General features: G+C 59.1%; 20 protein-coding genes and 1 pseudogene. 16 read left to right on the top strand and 5 right to left on the bottom strand.

All coding sequences use genetic code 11. The features are described 5' to 3' along the window. Positions 1–407 precede the first annotated feature (407 nt). Positions 408–6,734: an AAA family ATPase gene (locus AC1DD7_RS03890; protein WP_477513882.1), complete on the top strand. Its 6,327-nt coding sequence runs from the start codon at positions 408–410 to the stop codon at positions 6,732–6,734. Positions 6,735–7,308: 574 nt separating this feature from the next. On the opposite strand, the gene AC1DD7_RS03885 is transcribed toward AC1DD7_RS03890, so the two are convergent. Beyond that, positions 7,309–7,827 carry a hypothetical protein gene (locus AC1DD7_RS03885; protein WP_477513881.1) on the bottom strand — a complete coding sequence of 173 codons (519 nt, stop codon included), beginning with the start codon at positions 7,825–7,827 and terminating at the stop codon, positions 7,309–7,311. Positions 7,828–7,902: 75 nt separating this feature from the next. Then, positions 7,903–8,331 (bottom strand): hypothetical protein, encoded by a 429-nt coding sequence (locus tag AC1DD7_RS03880; RefSeq protein ID WP_477513880.1) that lies wholly within the window; start codon positions 8,329–8,331, stop codon positions 7,903–7,905. 382 nt (positions 8,332–8,713) lie between these two features. On the opposite strand from AC1DD7_RS03880, the gene AC1DD7_RS03875 reads away from it, so the two are divergent. The 7 genes and pseudogenes from AC1DD7_RS03875 (at position 8,714) to AC1DD7_RS03845 (ending at position 16,234) form a co-directional block, all read left to right on the top strand. Continuing rightward, a complete protein-coding gene (locus AC1DD7_RS03875) occupies positions 8,714–9,709 on the top strand; it encodes a LacI family DNA-binding transcriptional regulator (protein WP_477513879.1) in 996 nt (331 codons plus the stop codon). Between the two features lie 200 nt (positions 9,710–9,909). Beyond that, positions 9,910–11,232, top strand: a complete 1,323-nt coding sequence (locus AC1DD7_RS03870; RefSeq protein ID WP_477513878.1) for an ABC transporter substrate-binding protein — start codon at positions 9,910–9,912, stop codon at positions 11,230–11,232. 2 nt (positions 11,233–11,234) lie between these two features. After that, positions 11,235–12,181 (top strand): annotated as a pseudogene (locus AC1DD7_RS03865) (carbohydrate ABC transporter permease). Continuing rightward, complete coding sequence (locus AC1DD7_RS03860) at positions 12,178–13,077, top strand: carbohydrate ABC transporter permease (protein ID WP_477513877.1); 900 nt, start codon at positions 12,178–12,180, stop codon at positions 13,075–13,077. The pseudogene AC1DD7_RS03865 and the gene AC1DD7_RS03860 overlap by 4 nt, the downstream one beginning before the upstream one ends. Positions 13,078–13,121: 44 nt before the next feature. Next, positions 13,122–14,225 carry a Gfo/Idh/MocA family protein gene (locus AC1DD7_RS03855; protein ID WP_477513876.1) on the top strand — a complete coding sequence of 368 codons (1,104 nt, stop codon included), beginning with the start codon at positions 13,122–13,124 and terminating at the stop codon, positions 14,223–14,225. Between the two features lies 1 nt (position 14,226). Continuing rightward, positions 14,227–14,976, top strand: coding sequence for a ThuA domain-containing protein (locus tag AC1DD7_RS03850; RefSeq protein WP_477513875.1), 750 nt, complete (start codon positions 14,227–14,229; stop codon positions 14,974–14,976). A 49-nt stretch (positions 14,977–15,025) separates the two neighbouring features. After that, complete coding sequence (locus tag AC1DD7_RS03845) at positions 15,026–16,234, top strand: Gfo/Idh/MocA family protein (RefSeq protein ID WP_477513874.1); 1,209 nt, start codon at positions 15,026–15,028, stop codon at positions 16,232–16,234. A gap of 67 nt (positions 16,235–16,301) precedes the next feature. On the opposite strand, the gene AC1DD7_RS03840 is transcribed toward AC1DD7_RS03845, so the two are convergent. After that, positions 16,302–16,487 carry a hypothetical protein gene (locus AC1DD7_RS03840; protein WP_477513873.1) on the bottom strand — a complete coding sequence of 62 codons (186 nt, stop codon included), beginning with the start codon at positions 16,485–16,487 and terminating at the stop codon, positions 16,302–16,304. Positions 16,488–17,085: 598 nt separating this feature from the next. Here AC1DD7_RS03840 and AC1DD7_RS03835 point away from each other — a divergent pair. Beyond that, the gene (locus AC1DD7_RS03835) at positions 17,086–17,466 is read left to right on the top strand and encodes a PadR family transcriptional regulator (RefSeq protein WP_477513872.1); all 381 of its coding nucleotides are present in this window, start codon (positions 17,086–17,088) and stop codon (positions 17,464–17,466) included. A gap of 360 nt (positions 17,467–17,826) precedes the next feature. Here the strand turns inward: AC1DD7_RS03835 and AC1DD7_RS03830 are convergent, their stop codons facing one another. Then, the gene (locus AC1DD7_RS03830) at positions 17,827–18,363 is read right to left on the bottom strand and encodes a type IV toxin-antitoxin system AbiEi family antitoxin domain-containing protein (RefSeq protein WP_477513871.1); all 537 of its coding nucleotides are present in this window, start codon (positions 18,361–18,363) and stop codon (positions 17,827–17,829) included. A 96-nt stretch (positions 18,364–18,459) separates the two neighbouring features. Beyond that, on the bottom strand, positions 18,460–18,879 hold the full coding sequence (locus AC1DD7_RS03825) for a hypothetical protein (RefSeq protein WP_477513870.1): 420 nt from the start codon (positions 18,877–18,879) through the stop codon (positions 18,460–18,462). A 257-nt stretch (positions 18,880–19,136) separates the two neighbouring features. Between AC1DD7_RS03825 and AC1DD7_RS03820 the strand changes: the two genes are divergently transcribed. From AC1DD7_RS03820 to AC1DD7_RS03790, 7 genes are all read left to right on the top strand, one after another. Then, the gene (locus AC1DD7_RS03820) at positions 19,137–19,505 is read left to right on the top strand and encodes a hypothetical protein (RefSeq protein WP_477513869.1); all 369 of its coding nucleotides are present in this window, start codon (positions 19,137–19,139) and stop codon (positions 19,503–19,505) included. Positions 19,506–19,602: 97 nt separating this feature from the next. Continuing rightward, positions 19,603–20,667: a daptide biosynthesis RiPP recognition protein gene (gene mpaB, locus AC1DD7_RS03815; protein ID WP_477513868.1), complete on the top strand. Its 1,065-nt coding sequence runs from the start codon at positions 19,603–19,605 to the stop codon at positions 20,665–20,667. Next, a complete protein-coding gene (gene mpaD / locus AC1DD7_RS03810) occupies positions 20,664–21,944 on the top strand; it encodes a daptide-type RiPP biosynthesis aminotransferase (RefSeq protein WP_477513867.1) in 1,281 nt (426 codons plus the stop codon). Before mpaB ends, mpaD begins: the two co-directional genes overlap by 4 nt. Beyond that, positions 21,941–23,155 carry a daptide-type RiPP biosynthesis dehydogenase gene (gene mpaC / locus AC1DD7_RS03805; RefSeq protein ID WP_477513866.1) on the top strand — a complete coding sequence of 405 codons (1,215 nt, stop codon included), beginning with the start codon at positions 21,941–21,943 and terminating at the stop codon, positions 23,153–23,155. Before mpaD ends, mpaC begins: the two co-directional genes overlap by 4 nt. A 4-nt stretch (positions 23,156–23,159) precedes the next feature. Then, a complete protein-coding gene (locus AC1DD7_RS03800) occupies positions 23,160–23,303 on the top strand; it encodes a daptide-type RiPP (RefSeq protein WP_477513865.1) in 144 nt (47 codons plus the stop codon). Positions 23,304–23,351: 48 nt separating this feature from the next. Continuing rightward, positions 23,352–23,477, top strand: a complete 126-nt coding sequence (locus AC1DD7_RS03795; protein ID WP_263422335.1) for a daptide-type RiPP — start codon at positions 23,352–23,354, stop codon at positions 23,475–23,477. Positions 23,478–23,537: 60 nt separating this feature from the next. Further along, positions 23,538–23,675 carry a daptide-type RiPP gene (locus AC1DD7_RS03790; protein ID WP_431116703.1) on the top strand — a complete coding sequence of 46 codons (138 nt, stop codon included), beginning with the start codon at positions 23,538–23,540 and terminating at the stop codon, positions 23,673–23,675. Positions 23,676–23,718: the final 43 nt, after the last annotated feature.

Raw genomic sequence — 23,718 nt, 5'->3', positions numbered from 1 at the left:
TGAATTAATGATCGACCCCAAAGGCTCAATCGTGGCTTCTTCAGAATAAAGCGGTGCGGCGTTCACACAGATTTCCTAGGTGGAAGATGCCCCCCGGTGTATAGCCACTCGCGTTTGAGCGCGCCGCAGCGGAATCAAGCCCCTTTCCGGCGAAGGACCACGGTGAACATGATTAGCGGATGTTCGAATGGCAATTAGGGAAATGGTTGGCTTGCGGCGGCATACTCGTCGCTTTAACCATTGGTCTAACAACAGCTTGGCTGCGTACAGCTCCGATCTGACCTATAACAGCCACCTCATCCCACCTGCGAGACATTGTCCATGGCGGAACGCAGTAGGCTTTCGTCAGCGGTGTCTCCACAGCTGTGGTCGAGTGACCTTTTAATCGAGGTAGAAGGATAGCAAACGTGAGTTTACGAGCGACACACCATGGTTATACATACCAGGATCTGGTTACGGGCATCGCGCTGGTCGACCTGCTTCTGGGGACGGCCACGGCAATAGATGTCGACGTCAAAGGATTTGACGGAGACAGGTTTGATGATCTGACTATCCGCTACGAAGATAACCGCCGTGTCCGTATTCAAATCAAACACACAACGCAGGATCGCGAACTTTCCAAGGCAAGCTTCTCGGCTGATAGCCGGAGTCTCAAACTTAACATTCTTTCTGATTCACTCCTAGTTGACCTAGCCAAACATCCTGGGACGGTTTATCGAGTAGTGGTCCGCGATGGAACTCCAGACCAGGATCTGGCAGAGGTCCTGAAGCCGGTGGGGTCCAGTACTGACCCTGGTGATCCCCTTCCCGGGTTCAAGACTCAGAGCTTTCGTTTCGACAGAGAACAACTTCGTTCTCGATCACCGTGGAAGAAACTGGTTGAGCATCTATCCGACAGTGAACTCGATAGCGTGTGTACTCACCTGATAGTGGACACAAACGCGCCGTCAAGCACGGTCGATATGAGTACTCCAGGTCCAGCTGAGCGTGCCTTACTACGCAGAGTTATGGAAGAGCTTGGTGCTGGAAGACCGCCAAACGCGGAGCGAGCACCGGAAGACGTCGCCCTTTCGCTTGCCTATGCGGCAACTGCGGCGCGTACGTTGCAGGGAAGCGTCGCTCGTCGTGACGTCGTGCCGCGCATTGGACTTACCGTCGATTTCGGTGCTGTTGCCGAAGGGCACCCTATCGAAACCAACCTGGCCGTCTCGCGTGTCCGCGCCGTCACTGATATGCGACGGCATGTCAGTTTGGTTTCTCCTAGAGGAGGACGAATAGTGGTGACTGGCGAGCCGGGAGCAGGCAAATCTTGGCTGTGCCAGGAACTTGCCGCGTCCTATAGGGCATCACATTGGATTGTTGCTCGCCATCATTGCTGGCTGGGGGCAAACGACGTTGATCGGGATAAGCGAGCGCTCACTGAGGTTGTGGTCGGAAGCCTACTCCGGCAGCTTGAGCAAGCCGCCCCCCTTGCGACCGCCAACCTGAGGCCAAGATTCGCTGCAACTACAGAGGCGCTGGAGGCGGCCCTGGCAGCCTGCCAAGAGAGATACCCGACGCGGCAAGTCCTACTTATTGTCGATGGTCTCGATCATGTTGACAGAGTCCTGGGCAGAACGTCTAAAGACCGCTTAGATCCCTCTCAGGTACTAGTCGATCAGTTGGCAGCTATCGAACTTCCGCCGGGAGTGTGCTTGGTCATCGCCAGCCAGCCAGGTTCGCATCTGCGTGACGCCCGTCCGTCCACCGGCCACACAGTCCAGATGCCACGCATGTCGTGGAACGAGATACGTGACTTAGCTCTTCGGCACCGATTGGTGGGTCAGGAGAGGGCAACCGATGGACCTTCCACCGTGCCCACCGAGGAACGCAATCTGATCGATCTCTTGCATGACCGGTCCGGTGGAAATGCGCTTTACGCCACATACCTTTGCCGGTATGGGGCGAAGATCTCACCCTTGGACGCGGACCAGAGTGCGATCACAGCTAAGGAAGTCATCCACCGTCTAGGCCTGGTGCCATCAACAGCCAATGACCTTGATGCTTACTACGGTTACCTTCTTGCAGACCTCACTGGAGATCAAGAGCTCGCTATCGGCACCCTTGCGCTATGCGATTTCGCGTTGACCGCCAGCGAATTGAGCGAAATGCTCCCCGAGGCGTCCTTGATTCTCGAACGTGCCCTTACCAAGTTGGCTCCAGTTTTGAACTCACAACCAGGGTTAGGAGGTTTGAAGATACATCATGAGTCCTTCAGTCGGCACATACTGAGGGACCAACCTGAGGCGTGGATTACAACGATTAGGGAAAAAGCCGCTGCATGGTTAGCCGCTAAGGGATTCTTCTCGGATGCCAGGGCATTCAGGCATTTACCTGAACTTCTAGTTCGTCTCGACCGATATACTGAGCTCAAGGAACTGATCAAACCGGGTTTTGTCGCTAATGCAATTCAGATGCTGCAGCCACCAGAGGCGTTGAAGCATGTGGTTAGCACTTTAGCCAGAGAGAGCGCAACCCGCCTTGATTGGCCGTCCCTCACGGCATGCATCGAAACCTGGAAATCAATCGACACATACGAATCTGAGGCGCTATCCGACACCCTCATCGAGTATGCGGACGTGGTTGTGTCGATCCTTGGACCTGACGTCGTTGCAGAACGCCTTCTTTATGAGGGGCGCCCAACATTTTCAGCTCGCTGGGGACTTAGGTTATGTCGATCCGTAGATCGGGCAGGCGGATCAGCGCCTTGGGACGCCTACCTTCGAGCACACAAAAATGCCAAAGAACGTGAAAGCGTCACTTACTCGTCTGACAGCGATGACTCACTCCACCTTGCAATTCAACTCGGGTCGCTTCGTCTGACCGGTCAAAAAAATGGCATTAAACCTGGTCTAATAGACAAGATTGCAGCGAACTTGGACGGTAAGTCGGTCGGAGACCTTAAAGCACTTGTCGAGGTCTTTTCAGTGTGTTTACCTCCGGGGATGATGATCGATGTCGTCGCCAAGATGACTGATTCAGATAGGACTGCCCATGTTTATCTCGCACTAGCACAGCTGGCCACTGAGGGAACCATTGGCCTCCCCGATCCCTCGGAGCTTGCCGACAGCGCATGGCATTTGTCACCATCCGCCAACATCATTAGGTACCTATCCCACGGCATAACACCGCAGAAGGTGCTCTCAGGGCTCGGCCTTAGCAATCTAGAAGAGCATCTCCACGTCTCAACAAAGACGATATTGGATGCTCCTAGTGCACAATTCGAGGCGGTTCACAATTGGCTAGGACTGCTTACTCTCGCACGCGAGATCGATTCGTCAATACCAGTCCGGCTCATCGGTCAGCTAGGTGGCAGTGGCTTCTACCGGGCATGGCTGCGTTTTGCTGCCGCAACTGTGGGAATCGCTGATGACGTTAAAAAGGGGGTAATCAAGGCCCAAACTGCATCTGAGACCGTTCGAGTTGCTCTTGAGCAACTCGTGGTACATGCACAACCGTTTACGGGCACGCCTCGAGCGTGTGACCTTTATTTCGTTCACCCGCTAATTCACGACGTCGTAGAGCAGTCCTTGAAAGTCGTGGAGTCAGCGGATTTAGAGGCCGTGGTCGACAACCTCATTGCAATCGGCGATGGCACGACGACATCCCTAATGGGAATGGCAGAGAATGGCCCACTGGCGACTAATGATTTGCTTGCGATTCTCAGCCGTGTTGCCGATGACGTTGGTGTACAAGCCGTCCACCAAGTCCTTGGAGTGATTAGGCAACGGCGCAACGACGCAAACACGATGTACTCGGTGATGGCAGACTTCGAACTCGCAACTGCGCGTATATGCGTCGGTGCTGGTGCGACCAACGAGGCCATGGAATGTTGGCGGCGAGCGGCGAAACTACTGGCCAGTTACGGCGGGCATAAAGACCCCACCATCTACGAATTCATGGACAGTATCAAGGACCTCGCGGCCGTGGATGTAGAGTCAGCGAGGAAATCGCTGGCAAGAATCCTTGATGCTTCATACCTAGTCCGACAACACACCGACGGCCGCGGAACTTCAAACGTTCCAAACTCATGGTGGGAAACGCTCGCGAGCGTTGACCCAATCGCATCAGCCCGTGACGCTGCAAATGTTCTTGTTGCCGAGCCTGGCTTTGAAGACGCCAGGGCGCAGACTGTCTACGAAAAGCTACTCGAAACGCAGGTCAAAGCTGCCGACCCGATTGCTCTGGCCTCGCTACGACTTGCTGCCGGAACTACATGGCGTGACCCTAATACCGACCTTTTACTTCTGAAACGGCTGCAAACTGAAATCGGGACAAGTACTGCCAGTAGTTCCGTGATCACCAGTTACGCCAATAACGTGGCAGCATCTTACGACGATCAGCCGCTAATGTACGCTGGTGAAAGAACCCAGTCGGTTGCAACGTCAGAACTAATCTCAGAGGTCCTTGCGCTTGGCGGATCCGAGTTTGGGATACGCAAGGCACACAATAACCAGAGACGCAACAGTCTCGCTAAAGACGCTGTTCCTACGGCGGCGGACCTAAAACAGCGACTTCTTGACGCTCAGCGGCCAGACCTCCCGGAAGGAGCAGCAGGTGCCGTAGCTGCGGCCCGAGACTACGCAAGGAAGGACTACAGTCATAACGCGTACGCACCACGGTGGAACATTGACGCCCTCGTAAATGCCGTCGGCTGGCGCGTGTTCGAAGCTACGCAAACGGGAGGCCGTGAAAGCGGTATTGATCTTCTGGATGACGTGGCACGGGAACTATCTGTCTATACAGATAACGAAGTCTTCGCTCTCTTGGGTGAAGGCCTAGCGGCGCGCTGCGGAAGCGCAACAACTGATCTGAACTCAGTCGCCTCTTACTGTCTGGTACTCGCCTTCACGCGAATTAGAGGAGGGGGAGGGTGGCGCCGCTTTGCAGGCACCGAACGGGTCAACCTCTGGATAAAGGCTCATCTCCTCGATGCCGAAACTGCCGAGCGCACCCTAGCGCAGGCAGTTATAACGATAATGACCCTAGGAAAAGAGAGTACTTATGGGGTGACCCAATCTATTGTTGCAGCCTTAGCAGCCCAACCCAGTAGACAGCCAGATGGTACCGCTATTGATTGTTGGAATGCAGGCTGCGACGTCCTCCTGGATCGGATGCACGGCGAAGCAGAAAAGGCGCACCATATTTACAAGGCAACACCAATTCCTGATTCTGATGGGGAACTGGATGTTGCTCTTGCCACGTTGTCGTTAGCCGCCATCTCACAACCTAAACGATCGGACCTCAGGCGGGCTCTACTTGCTGCGGCTCTCCTCATCGCGGCTCGTCCCAAGGTGGCACAGCAGGCGCTTGTTCCCCTCCTCGGTCATCGGCTTGACGCCGGTCGTATGACCTGGTTGCTAGAAATAGTCGCTGATTTCCTGCCGTCTGGCGAACTATCTCGGAGTTTGTCAGAGGCACTGGACAGACTATCGCAATCTGAGAAGTTGTCTGTCAGGGTGCTTGCCTCAAAAATTCTGCGGTCCCAAAAGCAGAACGTCGCCCATCCCCCGGCTACTGTGCCGCGAGCCCAGTCTAAACGTCCGTCGAATGGACTTGATCGCGGTTCTCTCGAAGATGCGCAGCTGTTAGTAAATGAAATGCTCGCTGACCGACTTGACGAGATTGGGGAGTACCCCAGATTATTTGAGGACGTCGTTGCTGGCATAGCAAGAAGAGTCGATGTTGTAAGCGAACGTGTTAGGCAGCAGTTCGAACATCTCCGTTCAGGCCACAGTAAACGGATTCCGGACGCCTTCTTTGCTGATGAAGAAGCGGCAGAAGACGAGCTGCAAGTAGCCGCCGCAGGAGTCCGTGCGACATTAGCCGGCATGGGTCTGATTGGGGATCCGACCGCAATCGAGGAGGAAATCGCGCAGGACCTCAGCCTCACTGGCATGTGGTCGCTGCGTGACGAAGCCTCGCAAGTCGCACGCCCCGTTACTCGGGCCGAAGACATCCGGTGGTCCCTTGATCCGGTGCCGTGGCTCGGAAACGACATGCTGTGGCCCCCCAGTGAAGCCGTAGCTCTAGAAAAAACCCGCAACCTCACAGAGGTGCTTTCCAGAGGTGTACTCGTTGAAGAGAACCCCTACCGGGGCTGGGTGCAGCTTGCCCTAATCGAACGCATGCGAACGCTAGCTATCGACTACCCAGCAGCCCCAGCGCGGAATCTCTTTGTCGTTACGGGACTTGAAACAGACGCTTCAGTGTCAGCTGGCAGTTACCCTCTTTCCGCGTCTCCTCCTGATCTATGGGTTCGGCACTACGGTGACCTTATGCCCGGGCTCGACAGTCAACGGGCGCGAAAGACTCTGAGTTTAGCCCGTGGACCGATTGTCGCTTTAGCCGATCAGAACGAACGGCGGGTCGGACCTCAGCGTGGCGCGGGCTTGCATCCTTTCCTTTTGTCACCCCGAATCGAAGTTGTCGCTGCGCTTGCTCTTCGCCCTGCGTCCCCGGCGGACCGCTACCTCCTGGTTGACGATGCTGGCCCGGCCGCACTTTGTAGACAGTGGGGAAGCTTCCTTATCCACGACGGCAGTTACAGCGATCTGGTGCCCGCAGTACATGGCGCAGACTTGATCCTCCGCAGGGACCTCTTCGACAAAGTAGTCAATATGGTGGGCAGCGAACGGCTATCGTTAGGGCTCACAGGTCATCATTGGTCGGATGACAAGACTGATGAGGGATGAGCGCCTCGACCTGATTCTAATTGGAGCGCTGAACGCCAACCATTTATGGGTCCCGGCGGGTAACCGCCTGCACGGGCGGAACGCAGCGCGGCTGTGTCCGTGGCTACCATCGTATCGTCGTGGATAAGTGGGGAGTCTAACCTGCTCTTGGTGATCCAGCACTGCTATTGGTGATGGCGACCGGCCGTTAGCGTTTCGCGTTGTGCCCGTGTGGAAGACTCGTTGGCTCGGTCGTCGGGCGGCGCCATCCCTTCGTGCTTCATGATCCGCTCGGTGAGCCGCGTCACAGTTTCACATCTTCGCGATATACCCGTGCCGCTTTGTTCATGGGGAGAGAAGAGGGCGAGGTACGGGCTGTGGGCAAATCGCTTGTTCGCGCCACCGGCTTGTTCGCGCCACCGGTCTGAGGGCGAGTTCCGAAGAACCCCAGCCGAACGGGCTTTCTCTGAGTCAAGGATTACTGTTGGACAATTGGCCCTATGACGATAGTCTGTTATTGCCCAGCGCGGTGAGCGTGGGAAGTGAGCCCGAGACCCGGCCGGACGACCGAGGCGCTCGGGCTTTGCGTTTCTTCCTAGACAGTTCTTATCTGTGTGATGCCAGCACGGCGCCTCCAATCGCCTCCCTTTGCGTAGGCCCACGCAAGGGCGTCAGGGATGGCTAAGAGCGATTCAGCGGAAGCGGTTTCGTGGCCGTAGTGCATGGTGTAGCCGGCTGCACGAGTCGCCTCGATCAGATTCTGTTTGTCCCATTGCTCGAGAGTTTGATCGATCTCCAACGTGAGTCCAGTGTGGCCTCTGAGGGCGGCGTCCTTGACGATGGTTTGTAGGCATGCTGCTCGAGCCTCGCGCTGTGTGCGATAGCGTTTCCCAGCGTCATAAACCACAGCCTCAACTGCCATACGTCCAAGGGTGGAAAGGATCAGTTTCTTACGGGAATCGCTTTCGTTCTTCATGTGCAATCGGCGCTGCCCCGGCAGTACGAGGTCCCTCACAGTCCGGCGCGACTGATTTAGATCACAGGGCAGGATGGCGCTGACGACCATAAGGTAGCCGTTCTGTTTGGTTTCGTCGGCGAAAAGGTGACCGCTCATGGCGCGCTCCGCATGGTATGCCTATCCAGCCTCTCCTGAGCAGTCAGAAAGTTCTTCCCTGAGCACTTGGTCTGTCTAGCCTTCGGTGGTGTGCATTTTCTGACCGCGTGTTCGGTTGGAGATCACGAGCTGACCATCCACCTTTAGGTCGATGATCAACAGATCGTCTTCTAAGCGGGGCATCCATCGGTGCGCTTGGGAGGTATCGAGATTAATGAACTTAGTGAACGCAGTTCCAGTAACAATAATTGGTCCCTTATTGACATCCTTGGCTGACTTTGGACTTGCTTGACGACGTGTCGGGTGAGCGTTTGCAGCCTCCGGATGGACAGCCTTCAAGGCTATCAGGCGCTCATCCTCATCCCAGAGGAACTGTATGGCCTCGGGCTCGCCAAGGAGTTTTGCCGCCGCCTCATTCAAAGAGAACAGGCCCTTCTTCTGAATGGTTACGCTGGGGATCGAGGAAGCTGGTGAACTTCCCTTCTCGAAGATCTTGAATGCCATGGCGGTTCCTCTCGGTACGATGCGATCGAGTCTATCAACTTGATTGGAACTTTCAAACCCGCCTCGCCTGACGATCGAACCGTCTTAGACGTGCGGGGTGTTCTCATTGACGAGGTGCGAAGGTGGGTCAGATTGAAGTCTTACGACTAGACGGCGTGCGTGCCATGTTCGATCCCCTGGGGTGCTTTGGTTTTGTTCAAGTCATTAGATCCATCTGAAATTTGGGTAGGCTGCAATTGTTGATTACGGCTTGCGCTGATCAAGTGTAGGTATTCCCTGTGGATCAGGGTCGCGGTTCCAGCCAGCTAAGCTGAGAACGCCGGTGGGCGCCGCAGGACGTGGCGGCAACGACCATCTTGACTGCTCGCGGAAGGACGCACGAATGGCTCGGCCGACAGTTCAGGATGTCGCCAAGACGGCGGGTGTGTCCGTAGGGACGGTGTCGCGCGTCTTGAACGGAAGCCCGGCTGTCAGCGAGGCGGCCAAAGAGAAGGTCAATGCGGCTATCCGGCAGCTCAGCTACCGTCCTCTCGCCTCGGCGCGGGATCTCCGTCGCGACCGCACAATGCGCGTCCTGGCCCTCGCCAAGAACCTGGACTCGCTGGTGATCAGTGAAGTCTTCCGAGGTGTAGGCGACGCTGCAGCTGACTCCGGCTACGTCAGCCTCATCGCAGCTACCGACGGGGAGTTGGACCGCGAACAGCAGCTCGTGGATATGCTGCGCAACGGCTCCGTGGACGGGCTAGTGATCTTCTCACCCACCATGCCGGACGACGACGTCAACGCAGTCGCCGAACAACTCAGCGTCATTCAGGTCTGTGAAATCGTCGACGCCGAGGCGGCATTCGGGGTTTCCATCGACGACCGTCAGGCAGCCTACGACATCACCAAGCACCTGATCGACTCAGGTGCAAAGAAGCTGGCCATGCTCGCTCATAGGGGAGCCCGCTCAGGCCGGCTGCGCGAGGAAGGCTTCCGCCAGGCACTGACGGAGTCGGGCTTGGAAGAAGCTCAGATTCTGCTCGGCGAAGGCAACTTCGGGTTCCACGCCGGCCGCAGCCTGACGAGGAAACTCCTGGAAACAGAAGACCTCCCCGACGCAGTTTTCTGCGGCACCGACGTAGTTGCAGCCGGTTGCGTCCGTGAACTCACCGACGCCGGACTACGAGTTCCGGAGGACATCGCAGTCGCAGGTTTCGATGACTCGGCCCAGGCAGAAATGTGCGTCCCCGAGCTCACCACCGTAAGGCAGCCGGCCTACGAAATGGGCCGCGTAGCCTTCGCTGAGCTCCTGGAACGGATGACCGTCGAGGGCTCGCATCGCAAGGGAAGAACCTTCCTCCCGCACGAACTCGTCATCAGGGACTCCACCAAATAAGGAGGGTTGACAGCCCTCAGTGGCCCCTGTCACACTATTTTGGAATCGATTCCACGGGCCGCAAGGCCGATTCTTTTGAACACATTTGGAATCGATTCCATGGATCAACCGCACCACCGGCAAAGAAGTCACCCTCAGCACGCGGGACAGCCAAAACGCGCGCTGAACTCAACCGCCCACAGCCACCAAAGGAGCCACTTGTGGACTTGAACCGACCTGCTTCCCCGCTCCAGAGCCAGAACAGCGCCGCATCACCTCGAAACCGAAAAGCACTGGCAGTCACCGCAATAGCAGCAGCCCTCCTGCTCAGCGCGTGCGGCGGGGGAGCAGCGCCCCAAGGTACCGAGCAAGCGGCAGCTGCCGATCCGGCGTCGGGCGCTAACGCCAGCGGCGACGTCAACATCTGCGGCGTGAAGGACGCGAGCGGCATCTACAAGGGCACGGCTGAGGCGTTCACCAAGGCGAACGGCAAGGTCACGGCCAAGTACACGGAGATCGGCGCCACCACGGATGAAGCCCGCACGCAGATCGTGCAGCGGCTCGAGGGCAAGTCCACGGAGTGTGACCTCTTCATCACCGACGTCATCTGGACCTCCGAGTTCGCCTCCCAGGGCTGGCTGCTGGACCAGACCAAGCTGGTGGAGGCCAACAAAGACCGGCTCATTCCCTCCACTGTGGAAACCACCAAGTATGAGGACAAGTACTGGAGCTCGCCGTTCTTCACCAACGCCGGACTGATCTACTACCAGAAGGACAAGGTAGCCAAGCCCGAGACCTGGCAGCAGCTCTACGCAGAAGCCGCCAAAGCTCCCGGAAACGGCTTCGTCTACCAGGGCAAGCAGTACGAGGGCCTCACTGTGAACTTCCTCGAAATGCTTTACAGCGCAGGCGGCGAAATCCTCGATGACCAAGGCAACGTCAAGATCGACTCGCCAGAGACCCGCGAAGTGCTCGACTTCATGAGCAAGGGCCTCAAGGACGGCTCAGCCGACCGCGCCGTCCTCACCTACAACGAAGACCCTGCCCGCCTCGCCTACGAGTCCGGCGACTTCGGATACCAGCGCAACTGGCCGCACGTGTACCGTCTGCTCAACGCGACACCGCTGGCTTCCAGCTTCGGCGTCGCGCCCTTGCCGGCATGGGAAGGCGGCAAGGCCTCCGGCGTGCTGGGCGGCTGGAACCTGGCGATCTCGGCCCACTCCACCAACCAGGCCGGGGCTGTCGCGTTCATCGACTTCGCCACCACCCCGGACTGGCAGAAGCACGTGGCCATGGACTACTCGCAGGCACCTGTGAACGAGGCCGCCTACTCGGACCCGGCCGGGCTGCAGAAGATGCCGTTCGCCTCCGAACTCCTCGCCTCCGTGAAGGGTGCCAAGCCGCGCCCGATCTCCCCGGTCTACCCGCAGATCAGCCAGGCGATCTACAAGAACGTCTACGCCGTCCTCTCCGGCACCGCCTCCACCGAGGACGCCGTGAAGAGCATGGCCGAGGAAATCACCACCGCTAAGGCGAGCTTCTGATCATGGCCACCAAGACACTTCAACCGAGACGCGGCGCACTTGGCGGCAGGGCACCAAGCGGCCGCGACCGGGCGGAGCGGAAGCTCGCCCTCCGCATGACCGCTCCGTCGCTGGTCATCATGGCGCTGGTCGCGGCGGTCCCCATTGGCTACGCGATCTGGCTCTCACTGAACCAGTACAGCGTCCGCACTGCAGGCCTGTCCCGCTTTGTCGGCCTGGAAAACTACATCACTGCCCTGACCAGCTCTGAGTGGTGGGCGGCGTTCGGCCAGACCTTCCTCTTCGCGGGCCTGTCGGTCTCTTTAGAACTCATCCTCGGCACCGCCATGGCGTTGCTGCTCAACCTCGCGTTCAAGGGCCGCGCCTTCCTGCGCACCGTGGTTCTGCTGCCGTACGCGATCATCACCGTGGTCAGCGCGATCACGTGGCAAACGATGTTCCAGCCCAACATGGGCCTGGTCACCAACGTCCTTTCCACCTTGGGACTGCCCGGGGGTGACGTCGTCTGGCTCGGTGAGCACGGTTACGCCATGGCCGTGATCGTCATGGCCGACGTCTGGAAGACCACCCCGTTCGCGGCTCTGATCATCCTGGCCGGCCTGCAGGTCATCTCCGCCGAAACGTACGAGGCCGCGGAACTCGACGGCGCCAGCAAATGGCAAACCTTCGTGAACATCACCCTGCCGCTCCTGCGACCGGCAATCGTCCTCGCCGCGATCTTCCGCACCATGGATGCCCTCCGCGTCTTCGACCTGCCGTTCGCACCCGCGGCGCCAACGGTACCGAATCCATGTCCATGCTCGCCTACACCCAGCTGCGCGAAAACCGGCTTGTGGGCGAAGGATCGGCGCTCTCCATCCTGACCTTCCTCACCGTCATGGTGGTCTCGGTCATCTACGTCCGCTTCGCCGGCGGCAACATCCGCGACGTCGCGAAGGAGGAACAATGAGCACGTTGACTGCAGAACGCCCGACGCCGGAACTCGCCTCGCGCCCCAAGGCGCCGAAGCGTCGGTTGCGTGGGGAATCGAAACTGCATCCCATGGTGTGGGTGTTCGTGGTGGCCGTCATGGCTTTCTCGCTCATCCCGTTCTACTGGCTGGTGAACACTTCCCTTAAGAAGGGCGCGAGTCTTGCCCAGGGCGAGCTCTTCCCGAGCCAGCCGACCCTCGAGAACTATCTGGTGGTCTTCCAGAACCCCGAATTCCTCCTGGCCTTGCGCAACTCGGTGATTATCGCCGTCGTGACTACAACGGTGGCACTGGTGTTCGCGTCCTTCGCCGCCTATGCGCTGGCCAGGCTGAAGATGCGCCGCAAGGCGATGATCCTGACGCTGATCCTCTCGGTGACCACGTTCCCGGCCATCGCCATCGCGGCCCCGATGTTCTCCATCTGGCGCGAAATCGGCCTGTACGACACCTTGCTTGGCCTCATCATCCCGAAGCTGACGTTCGCGTTGCCTCTGGCGATCTATACGCTGACGTCGTTCTTCAAGGAGATCCCGCGTGAGCTGGAGGAATCCGCGTATATGGATGGCGCCACACCGTTTGTCGCCTTCCGGAAAGTCATCCTGCCCTTGGCCGTCCCCGGCCTGGCGACGACGGCGATCCTGGTGTTCATCTCGGTGTGGAACGAATTCCTCCTGGCCGTCACGCTGACCACCTCGCCGGAATCCCGCCCCGTCCCGGTGGCCATTGCGTTCTTCAGCGGCACCAGCGAGTTCGACCAACCCCTGGGCACCATCAGCGCCGCGTCGGTGATCATCACCGTGCCGCTCGTGATCCTGGTGCTCGTGTGCCAGAAGCGCATCGTTTCCGGAATGACGGCCGGCGCGGTCAAGGGCTAAGCCCGTCAGCAAACCAACAAAACCACAGAAAGAACAGGAACAACGTGAGCATTCAGCAGCAGGTCCCGTCCACAAACCTCAAGGTGGGAGTTGTGGGCATCGGTTGGGCCGGCCAGCAGCACCTCAAGGCGTACAGCAACATCGACGGCGTCGAAATTGTCGCCGTCGCGGGTATGGAAGAAGACCTTCTTGCCCAGCTGAAGGAGGAGTACAGCATTCCTCACGTGTTCGCCCGCTGGGAGGACATGATCGAGCTTGAGGCCCTCGACGCCGTCAGCATCGCCGTGCCCACCTTCCTGCACGCGCCCATCGCGATTGCGTCGCTTGGGCGGGGACTGCATGTGCTGAGCGAGAAGCCGATCGCACGCAACGCCGTCGAAGGCCAAGCGATGGTGGACGCCGCCCGGAAGGCGGGACGCGTCCTGGACGTTGCGTTCAACCACCGCCGCCGCGGCGATATCCAGGCGCTCAAGGAAGTGATCGACGCCGGCACGCTGGGACGTCCGTACTACGCCAAAGCGTCGTGGCTCCGTCGCCAGGGGATTCCGATGCTGGGCAGCTGGTTTACCAATCCTGAGCTCGCTGGCGGTGGTCCGCTGGCTGACATCGGCGTCCACGTGCTGGATTACTCCCTTCATCTGCTGGGGGAGCCGAAGGTCCTGGCGGTCTCGGCATCGACCCACTCCGAACTCGGGCCGCGAGGCCTCGGCGGCAACGCGCGCTATACGGCGTCGAACTCCAGTCATAAATTTGAAGTGGAAGACTTCGCATCCGCGTTCATCAGGCTGGAAAGCGGCGGTACTTTGATCCTGGAAGCTGGATGGGCAACCTACCGCGACGAGAAGGACCTGATGGACTTCACCGTTTACGGGACCGACGGCGGAGCGGACTTGCGCTCGGTCGGCGCCTCCGAGAACCCGGTAGCGGACGTCCACGTCTTCACAGAGAAGGACGGCGAAAACGCCGACTTCGAAGTGGTGGCTGAACCCGGGCGAGCCCACCAGGCCGTCGTCGACGATTTTATTGCCGCCGTGCGCGGTGGCGAGACGGTGTGGGGAAGCCATGACGGCTCGCTTGCCCTCAGCCGAGCCCTGGTGCTCGATGCTTGCTACAAATCCGCCCTCGAACAACGTGAAGTGGTGCTCTGAAATGTCTGATTCCAAACTCAAGATCGTTGTCTGGAACGAAGCGGTTCACGAGGCACGAAACGAGCCTGCAACCATCGGGGAGATGTACCCGGAAGGTATCCACGGCGCCATAGCCGCGGGACTCCGGGCCTACTACCCGGACTCCGAAATCTCGACAGCCACCCTGGCCGATCCCGAGCATGGACTCTCCGAAGAAGTCCTGGAACAGACCGACGTGCTGCTGTGGTGGGGGCATATCGCACACCAGGAAGTCAGCGACGAAGTAGTGGAACGCGTGCAGCGGCACGTACTCGGCGGCATGGGCTTGGTGGTCCTTCACTCCGGGCACTTCGCCAAGATCTTCACTCGATTGTTGGGGACCACCTGCTCCCTGAAATGGCGCAACGAGGGCGAACGCGAGCTCGTGTGGACGGTCAAGCCTTCGCACCCGATTGCTGCTGGCGTTGAAAGCCCTATCGTTATTCCCCAACAGGAAATGTACGGCGAGCTGTTCGACATCCCGGAACCCGATGACCTGATCTTTATCAGCTCCTTTGAGGGCGGCGAGGTGTTCCGCTCCGGCGTGACGTTCTCGCGTGGCAAGGGCCGGATCTTCTACTTCAGCCCTGGCGACCAGGAATACCCGGTGTACCACCAGCCGCAGATCCAGAAGGTCATCGCCAACGGTGTCGGCTGGGTGGCTCAGCCGGATCAGTTCCGGGAAGTGCCGGAGGTTTCGAACCCTGCCCGGGGCTGGTTCGAAAAAGACTAGGCCCTATCGCGCCACCCCCATCCAATACGCCGCAACTTCCAGGAGCACCATGACCACCCCCGCACACCCGTCCGGCACCCCTTCATCCGGTCCGCTGGGCGTGGCCGCCATCGGCTACGCCTTTATGGGGAAGGCCCATTCGAATGCGTGGCGGAACGTGGCCAGCTTCTTCGGCGTCCCGGCCTTCGAGCAGAAAGTCCTCGTTGGTCGGGACGCCTCCCTGGTAGCCGAGGCCGCCGCCAAGTACGGCTGGGCCGAGTCCGCCACGGATTGGCGTGCCGTGATCGAACGGGATGACATCCACATCGTCGATATTTGCGCGCCGGGCTGGATGCACGCCGAAATCGCCATCGCCGCGCTTGAGGCTGGCAAGCACGTGCTCGTGGAGAAGCCGTTAGCCAACACGTTGGCGGAGGCCGAGTTAATGGCGGAAGCGGCTGCTTCCGCGAAGGCCCGCGGTGTGCAGTCGATGATCGGTTTCAACTACCGTCGGGTTCCGGCTCTTGCACTGGCACGCGAATTGATCGCGGAAGGCCGCCTGGGCACCATCCGCCACATTAGGGCTGCTTATTTACAGGACTGGCTCTCGGATGCTGAGGCTCCGATGTCCTGGCGGCTCCGCAAGGAGACCGCAGGCTCCGGGGCTGTGGGTGATATTGCCACCCACGCCATCGACCAAATCCAGTTCCTGACCGGGCAGACGGTGCTTGAAGCCTCGGGTGTGTTGCGAACCTTCGTGACACAGCGTCCAGGTCCGAAAGGGTTGGAGGACGTCACGGTGGATGATGCCGCGTGGGCCACATTCTGGCTTACCGGGGACATGGGAGCCTCCGTCGAAGCGTCCCGAGTGGCCACTGGCCAGAAGAACAGCCTCCAGATCGAGGTCTACGGCACAGCAGGTGCACTGACGTTCAACCTGGAAGATCTCAATGAGCTGAACTTCCTTGATGCTACTGTCCCTGTGCGGGAGCAGGGCTTCCGCCGCATTCTGGTCAACGAGCCCGAACACCCGTACCTTGAAGCGTGGTGGCCACAGGGCCACATCATCGGCTGGGAGCACACGTTCACGCACCAGATTCGGGACTTCCTGGTGGCCATCAGCGCGGGCGAGGCGCCTTCGCCGTCGTTCGCTGACGGGCTCCAAATCCAACGGGTGCTGACCGCCGTCGAAGAGTCCGCCCGAAACAGGAGCACGGTGACGGCCGTTTCTACGTTCGATGGACGTGGCCAGACTCCCGAGGATCGAGTATTGGCCTAACTATTCCGCCCCGCGGCACGGCCTGCCAAAATAAAGGCCCGCCCGTCCAGCGCCCAGGGCGCCAGTTCTAGGCTTCTCGGCGGGTTTTTCGACGCGAAATTAGCACGGCGTCCAGGGCCATGGCTGCCCCCGCTACGACGACGCCGATACCAAATGCAGCAAGGGCGCCATAAATCGGCCAAAATACGGCGAACGGGACGAATCCCGCTAGGAAAACGATTAGAGTGCGACGCATTCGAGGAGTCACTTTCATGGAATGACGCTACCACGGCAAAAGTGCTGTGGTAGCGTCATATCGGTTGAATCTCAGCTAGTTGCAGCGCCCCAGACGCCGCTGACGAAGGCCCAAAATGCTCCGCCCACCATCATGCAGGAAAATGAGTTGCTGGTGCACCACTGGTTCAAGTCGATCTCGGTTCGCGGAGGTTGATCTGCGATCAGCTGCACTATATTAACGGAGCCTACGTTGTAGCCGTCCCGATATCCTGTCAGCGTGCCGCTGCACGCATACGGGTCATGCCCATTCCAAACAGTCGTACCCCAACTGCTTGCGCAGAAGTAATCAACACCGCCCGTAGAAGCTTGGGCCGGCGCCACGGCGAGTGGAGTCAGTACGGCTCCGACTGCGATGCTCGCAGCCAGTAGCGTACTCCTAAACCGCTTGTTCTTGGCGTTGCTTGTACCTGTACGTGGTTGGGTGGAAAGAGTTTTGCTCTGCATGGTTCCCCCTCTGCGAAGGAGGGCCTGATGGCCCAGCCTTGTCATTGGTTTCAAAGCCGAATTGCTCTGTGCGTTGAACCTAAGTGAGATCTCACTTTGCTCTACAACGCTGTAGGAGGTACCGTTCGTGGATGGTTAGCTGGGGGCAGGCCGGAGATCGAAGCAGCATTCGTCGTGCACTCGTTGTGTTCGCAGTGTTAGCGGTCCTCCGGAAAGGACCCGCTCACGCATACGAGATGACACGACAGTTGCGAGACGCGCATGAGCTACTGGCGTGCGAAAGTGATTTGTATACGCTGATGGGCAGACTGAGCAGGCAAGGGTTGGTGCAGCACCGGTGGGAATTGTCCCCAACAGGTCCGCCCAGAAAACGATATGAATTGACTAGGGCAGGGCGCGAGGCCTTAGAACAACGGCATGCAACCTGGAAAGAATTGCGTGCTGCCCTCCTTGACCTTTTGGAAGTGGAATCAATTACGAATTCACCTTCCAAGGTTCAACATCGAAAATAAGGCTAGCGATTCACCTTTGGTAAAGGTAACTGCCGATTTAGCCCTTTGAACAGGACGGCGTCGCGGCCCGGCCACGGGTGGAGCCCTTCAGTGCAATAGGCAACGGATGCTTGATTGATGGCAGCGTCACTCAGTGGACACGCGGGATATTCCTGCCACTCGCTGAGTTGTCGGATCTTTACATCTCTCATCGTCCAATCGGACCGCAAGACGACGTCGAACTTAGGATCGTTGAACTGTCATGACGCTAGAACCCTCTTGGATCACTCTGGTGGGGTTGCGGGCGGGTATCAGTAAAGCTCAACTGGCTGAACGCTACGCCACGCACAGTAATGAACTACGAGGCTTGCGGCGCATAGCTCATGCGGCGAGCTCCTTGCGCATACGGTTCCACTCAGCCGTAGTCAGCAGTCCCTCAGCGCGGGCCTTGACTGCCGCCTCTCGCAGTCGCGTGCTGGGGACCCGGCCCAGACATTCGAGGAGAGCCTCGCTGAGCTGCTGGGCGCGGATCCCGCGGTAGCGTGTTACCTTCGTTCCGACCCGCGCCTGGGTGACCTTCACATAGGCGGGCATTGCACGGCGGACACGACGACCGGTGCCCACGGTGATCTTCGTAGGATTCACGTCCCCCAGGCCGAGGAGGGCGAGGACGGATTCTCCGCGGAGGTAGGCATCGTCTCCTGCGCGCAAGGTCGCTTCGGCGAACTGATCATCGTCCGTCGGAGGAATGTCGGTCATACGGTAGAGGCCGTATCCGACGTGATCGAGGCCGCCGCGGGCTGTGAGCTTTGGCAATTCCACGGCGGGCACGCCGACGCTCACTGCATCTGCGGTGGTGACATAGCCATGGTTGTCGTAAGCGATCCCACGCAGTACGTCTCGATAGGTTGTTCTCATGTCAAGAATCTACCGCAGGCGGTATTGTTTTGCCATACCATTGCTTGGTTCCAAAGGTCAGAACTATACCGAAAGCGGTATTATTTTGACGTTGCATCACTGGGGTTGGTGCGCGTCACGAATTGCCTGCTCCGAAGGTCGATCCGTGCCCACAGAAGACGGACTGTAGAACCGGCCATACTTGGTCAGGACCAAATACATGACGACGGCCGTGACCAAGCCCAGGAGGGGTCCTGCCCAGACCGCTATGGACGTTCCGTGAATGAGGATCGCCGCAGCCGTGAATGCAGAGGCGAGAAGACTAATCGCTGGCGCATCTGAGGCCGGCTCCCGATGGACTGTGCGGCCGATCTGACCATAGTGGAGTCCCTGCAGGATGATGAACAGGATAAATACGCCCAGAACTACCAAGGGCCATGGCCAATCCGCCACAGTCGCAACTGTGAGGGCGAGTCCATAAGAGATGGCTAACCCTAGCCAGTAGCTCCGGATCCGCTTGGCTGAGTTCGCGTTCATCGTAGGTTCCCCCAAAGATTCTTCGATACGCGTGAAGGGCAAACGCAAGAATATCAAATCGATAGCCAAATTGCCTATGCCTGCCGTACCCCATCCAGTAGGGTCCTTGAATGGGGAAAACAAGATGGTCCGTCGGGCTCACTCTAACTGTGGTTTCAGCTCTCACCGTGGCGGGCTGCGGGGCGCCAGCAACAGTCCGAAGTGAGTCGACCTCTCCCCCTCCCACAGCAGCCTGCCCCAGCGCCGGCACTGAGCCCATGCCGGACGGGAACTGCGCGTTCTACGACGGTGACGCAGCGATGGCCGCGAACGAGACCTATCGCCAGCGAAAATCCTTATCCCCGGAGGTGAAGATGCTGCTGGAGGGATACATCGAGCCGGCGCGCGCGGCCCTTACGTCACTGGGGATGAAAGCGAATCCACCAAAGGTAAGTCAAGCCCTGGAATCCGTAGGCCTGAACAAGAACGAGATTCAAACAGACGACACGGGCAGCGGCGTCAGATTCGGAGCCGCAGCGCCAAGCGGTGGTTGCGTCTATGGATACGTTTCGCTCGACGGCGCGGTGGACATCGCCCCAGGTGGAAGCATCATGGACGGCGGTTGCCTCGAAATGATCGGGCATTGATTCCCACCACTTAGTACACCTCTCCCCACCACCTAGATAGCGCCACGCACCACCTATCTTTGGGGCATTCCACCACCTAGTTTCAATTTCCTCCACCATGGCACCCACTCCGGCCCATAGCTTCGTCTCAAGAACGAAGGAACTATTGGGGGTTGGGGAATTGACGCTAAGTCAGCAGCAGACCGTTGCCGCAGCAGTGGATCAGTGGATTACCGGCATGCCAGGGCGCATCGCAGGTCACGTCATTTTCGTCGAGAATCCCGAGCACATCGACTACGCGAAGACGCTGGTCACTGAGGGCTCGGTCATCCTTGCTCTCAACGGGGACAAGGACGACGAAGCCATCACAACAGTGTCCGGCTCGTTCGACGCCGCCGGGGAAGAACTCCTGGTAGACGGCACACTCAGCTTGGAAATCCAGGACTACGTGGCCATTCCTTTCGTCAATCTGGTGGGCGTAACAGTGGTCAGGATGACCACCAGCGAGGACTGGCATGCCTTCTTTGACGATGCTGAAGAAGCCCGGCGTTCGGGACATTTCGTCCGGCAGCTAACTGAAGTGAATGCTGTTCTGTCCGAGCGTGCCTTGCTCGCGGCGACAGAACAGAGCGTCTCCTCGGCAAGGCTTCACATCACGTCGGATGGAAGAATACTCAGCGGCCCCTATGGAGCAGAGATTGGCCGGGTCGGCTATGCGATTGGTGACCTGCACGCAAAGTCAGTGGGCCCCGGAACAGCCATGGCTAACTGCCAGGTGGACGTCGAGGCCCTCAAAGCCAACCCATGGATTCCGCGCTACCTTGCCGCCTTGGATGCATGGAAGTTCATCCCACGTGAAGCCCGCGAGACCACCAGGTTTGTGGGCTTCGGAGCCAGCCTCTTCACAGTAGCATCGGGGATCCCTTTGGCTTCCGCTCCTTTCATCGTCCAAAGGGCAGGGGAGTACACGCTGCTGGACACCACGTCGGGCCGAGTCTTCAAGATTGGGGTTGACGCCGCCACCATCATCGAAGCCATCTCCAACTTCCGGGACGTCAGCGCTGCTGCGGCAGTCATAGCACCAGCCCTCAACGTCTCAGAGGCCGTAGCCACAGGATCCGTGACGGCAGTCCTGAATCAATTCGAACAGCTCGGCATTGACCTTATCGGCACAAACCGATGACCGCACCCCTAAAACCCCGGACGCAGCTCCCCCTCTGGGTCCCTCTGGTAAGCCAACACGATTTCGAAGCAGCAAGCTACACAGCGGTCACTGCACAAGGTGTCCATGTCACGTTCGAAGACGGGCGACGACGGCTCTGCGCGAAGAGCGGCCTATGGAACGCGAACCTCGGCTACGGCAACGCACGGATTGCGGAGTCAATAGCCAAAGAACTCGAAACAGCGTCCTACCTCCCGCTCTTCCGGACTGCGCACAGCAGGGCAATCGGGGCCTCCAAAGCCCTCCTTGAATTGCCCCGTCATCAATTCGAGCGAGTCCTCTTCTCCACCTCCGGAGGCGCCGCCAACGACGCCGTTATGAAGCTCGCCCGTCACTACTTTGTTCTCGACAAACAACCCGAACGCAAGCTCGTCGTCGGGTTAAGCGGGAGCTACCACGGGCTCACGTACGGAAGCCAGGCACTCAGCGGCGACGAGCTCGGCCAAGCCGTCTATGGCGTCGACAGGCGCAACATCCGGCATGTCCGGTTCGACGACGGCGGCGCTGAGCTGGCCCATCTCATGCAAAGGGAGGGGCATCGCATTGCGGCGTTCATCATCGAGCCCGTCCTTGGTTCGGGTGCGGTCGCCGTACCGGACGGTTTCGTGACCGCGCTCCTCAAGCACCGGGAGGAGCATGGGTTCCTTGTTGTGGCTGATGAAGTCGCCACAGGATTCGGCCGTATTAAAGGGTGGTTCGCTTCAGATGAGTGGCGGGAAGCCCCGGACGTCATTGTTAGTTCCAAGGGACTGACCAACGGCACCAGCGCATGCGCCGCCCTTCTGATCGGCAAGGGCGTAACCCAGCTCTTCGATAAGAATGAAGCCGTCTTTGTCCACGGCGAAACCCAAGCCGGAACTCCAGCAACCTGCGCCTCCATTCTCAGCACGATCTCCGAGATGAAACGGCTGGATCACAACGCTCTGACTCAGCGGGTATCAGTAGGCCTCGACTCGCTCATTGCCAAGCTCCAGGGCGTTCCAAGGGTTGGCGAGTCCTCCGGACGCGGCTGTATGAGGGGCATCCTGCTGCGAGCCAAGAGCGGATTACCCCTGTCTCCGAACGGTGTCCTGACCGTCGTTAGGCGGATCCATCAAGCCGGAGCCATCGTGCAGCCTGGGCCAGGCCGGATCCAACTCTTGCCAGCACTTACCTATACACAGGAGAACTTCGAGGAACTGCACGCGGCCATCGTCCACGGGCTGGCAAAGGCAGAACGCGATGGAGTTTTCGCATGATCGCGGACCGCACGTGGAACACGCGTTGCGTCGTCCTCGATCCAGGGATGGCACCCAAATACATTGGCGGACTTACCCGCGGCCGGACCGGACTCGTGGTGGACAATGCACTCGCAGGACAGAGGGATGCCCTCTTGGCCGGCGACTTAAAGGGAGCGCCAACGTTAGACCTAAAAGCTGGCCCAGTCACAGTGGAGACCCTGAGGCTTGTAGGCGGCTTCATTCGCAAGCACGGACTTCAGAGCGTTGTGGGACTTGGCGGCGGTTCAATGATGGACGTCGTAAAACTGGCGGCATTGTTCACCGCCGACCCGAGCCTCACGGTCTTCGTCGAACGCCACGCCAAGCGCTCAGGTCTCATCGTTCTGCCTCCGGTCGCTTATCCAAATGAGCGTCCCCGAACCGTCCTCATGCCGTCAACCGTGGGGACCGGTGCCGAAGTCAGCGCTGTAGCCTGCCTGGACACCGCCGTCGGGCGCCGTTTGATCGCCTCACGTCACCTGTCAGGTGACGTGGCATTGCTCGACGCCGGGAATCTCGCCACCCTGCCTACGCAACTGCTTTTCGAAGGGCTGCTTGAGGCGTTCCTCCGGGTGGCCGGAACCATGCTCGGAAGCAGCTCCAACATTTTCGACGACGACGGTTACTCACTTTTGACGCGGATCGTCAGGCTCGGGAATCGAGTGACACGTGAGGACGGGCCCGAGCTGAGACTGAAGGCGGCCCATCTCAGCATGGAGACGCACACGGGTTGGGCCCTGGTAGCTCGGGACCCCTACGGAGCGAAGCACTGGTATGTCGCCAACGAACTTGCCTATGTCACTGGAGTCCGAAAGATGACCGCCACAGCCTCGGTGATCAGTCCCATCTGGGAGGAGATCGCCAACGGAACCGCAGCCTGGGGTGACCGTAACCGCCTTCTGAAGCTCTGGTCAGTGGTTACAGACACGGATCCTTCATTGGACCCCAACCCCGCCAAGGGCATCAACCAATTGATGTGGCGGTGGGGTATAGCGCGACTGGAGGCCATTAGCGAGCAGGCGTTGATGAAGACAACGGCCGCCGCTCTCCGGAACTGGGGCGGCGGGCTGCCGATGCTGCGGGGCCTTGACGGCGTGCAGGTCCAGTACGTCCTCTCCAAGGCAGCGCTGGAACAACAAATCTTGCCAGGCCCAGTGGGCGAGCTACGAACGGTAAGGGAAAGGGGGTGAGTACATGAGCAGCACTCTTGCACCCAGGACTTTGGACCTCAACATCCAGGAACTGGAGAGCATCGACGTCCCTGACGACTGGAGCGAACGCATCCACGGCATCACCGTTGGCCTCGCATTGATCGGGATCGCCGTCAGCATCACCTGACGGGCTCGCGCAGGCCTTCCAACTTGCAACGAAGGGAGGTGAACGCAAATGCAGAAACAGCTCAACATCTCCATCCAGGAGATCGAATCGCTGGACACCCCGGACTTCAACAACTGGTTCATCGGAGTGTCCCAGGGAGTTGCCATCGGCATTATCGCCGTCAGCATCACCTAACCCGTCCGGGAAACGGACAGGCCGAACAACAGCACGAACTACAAGAGAAAGGAGTACGCAATGATCGCAAACTCGAACCTTCAGCTGACCATCGAAGAACTGGAGAACCTCGACACCCCGGACGATACCCCGTGGTACATGCGCGTTGGTGACGTCATCATCATCGCCGGCATCGTCATCGGAATCGCCGCCACCTAGCTGGTGCACGCGGGTGGCGCGACGCTTCGCCGCCGCCCGCGTG

The organism is Paenarthrobacter sp. 10L412, assembly GCF_056395565.1.
This window is presented reverse-complemented; position numbering and strand designations above follow the sequence as displayed.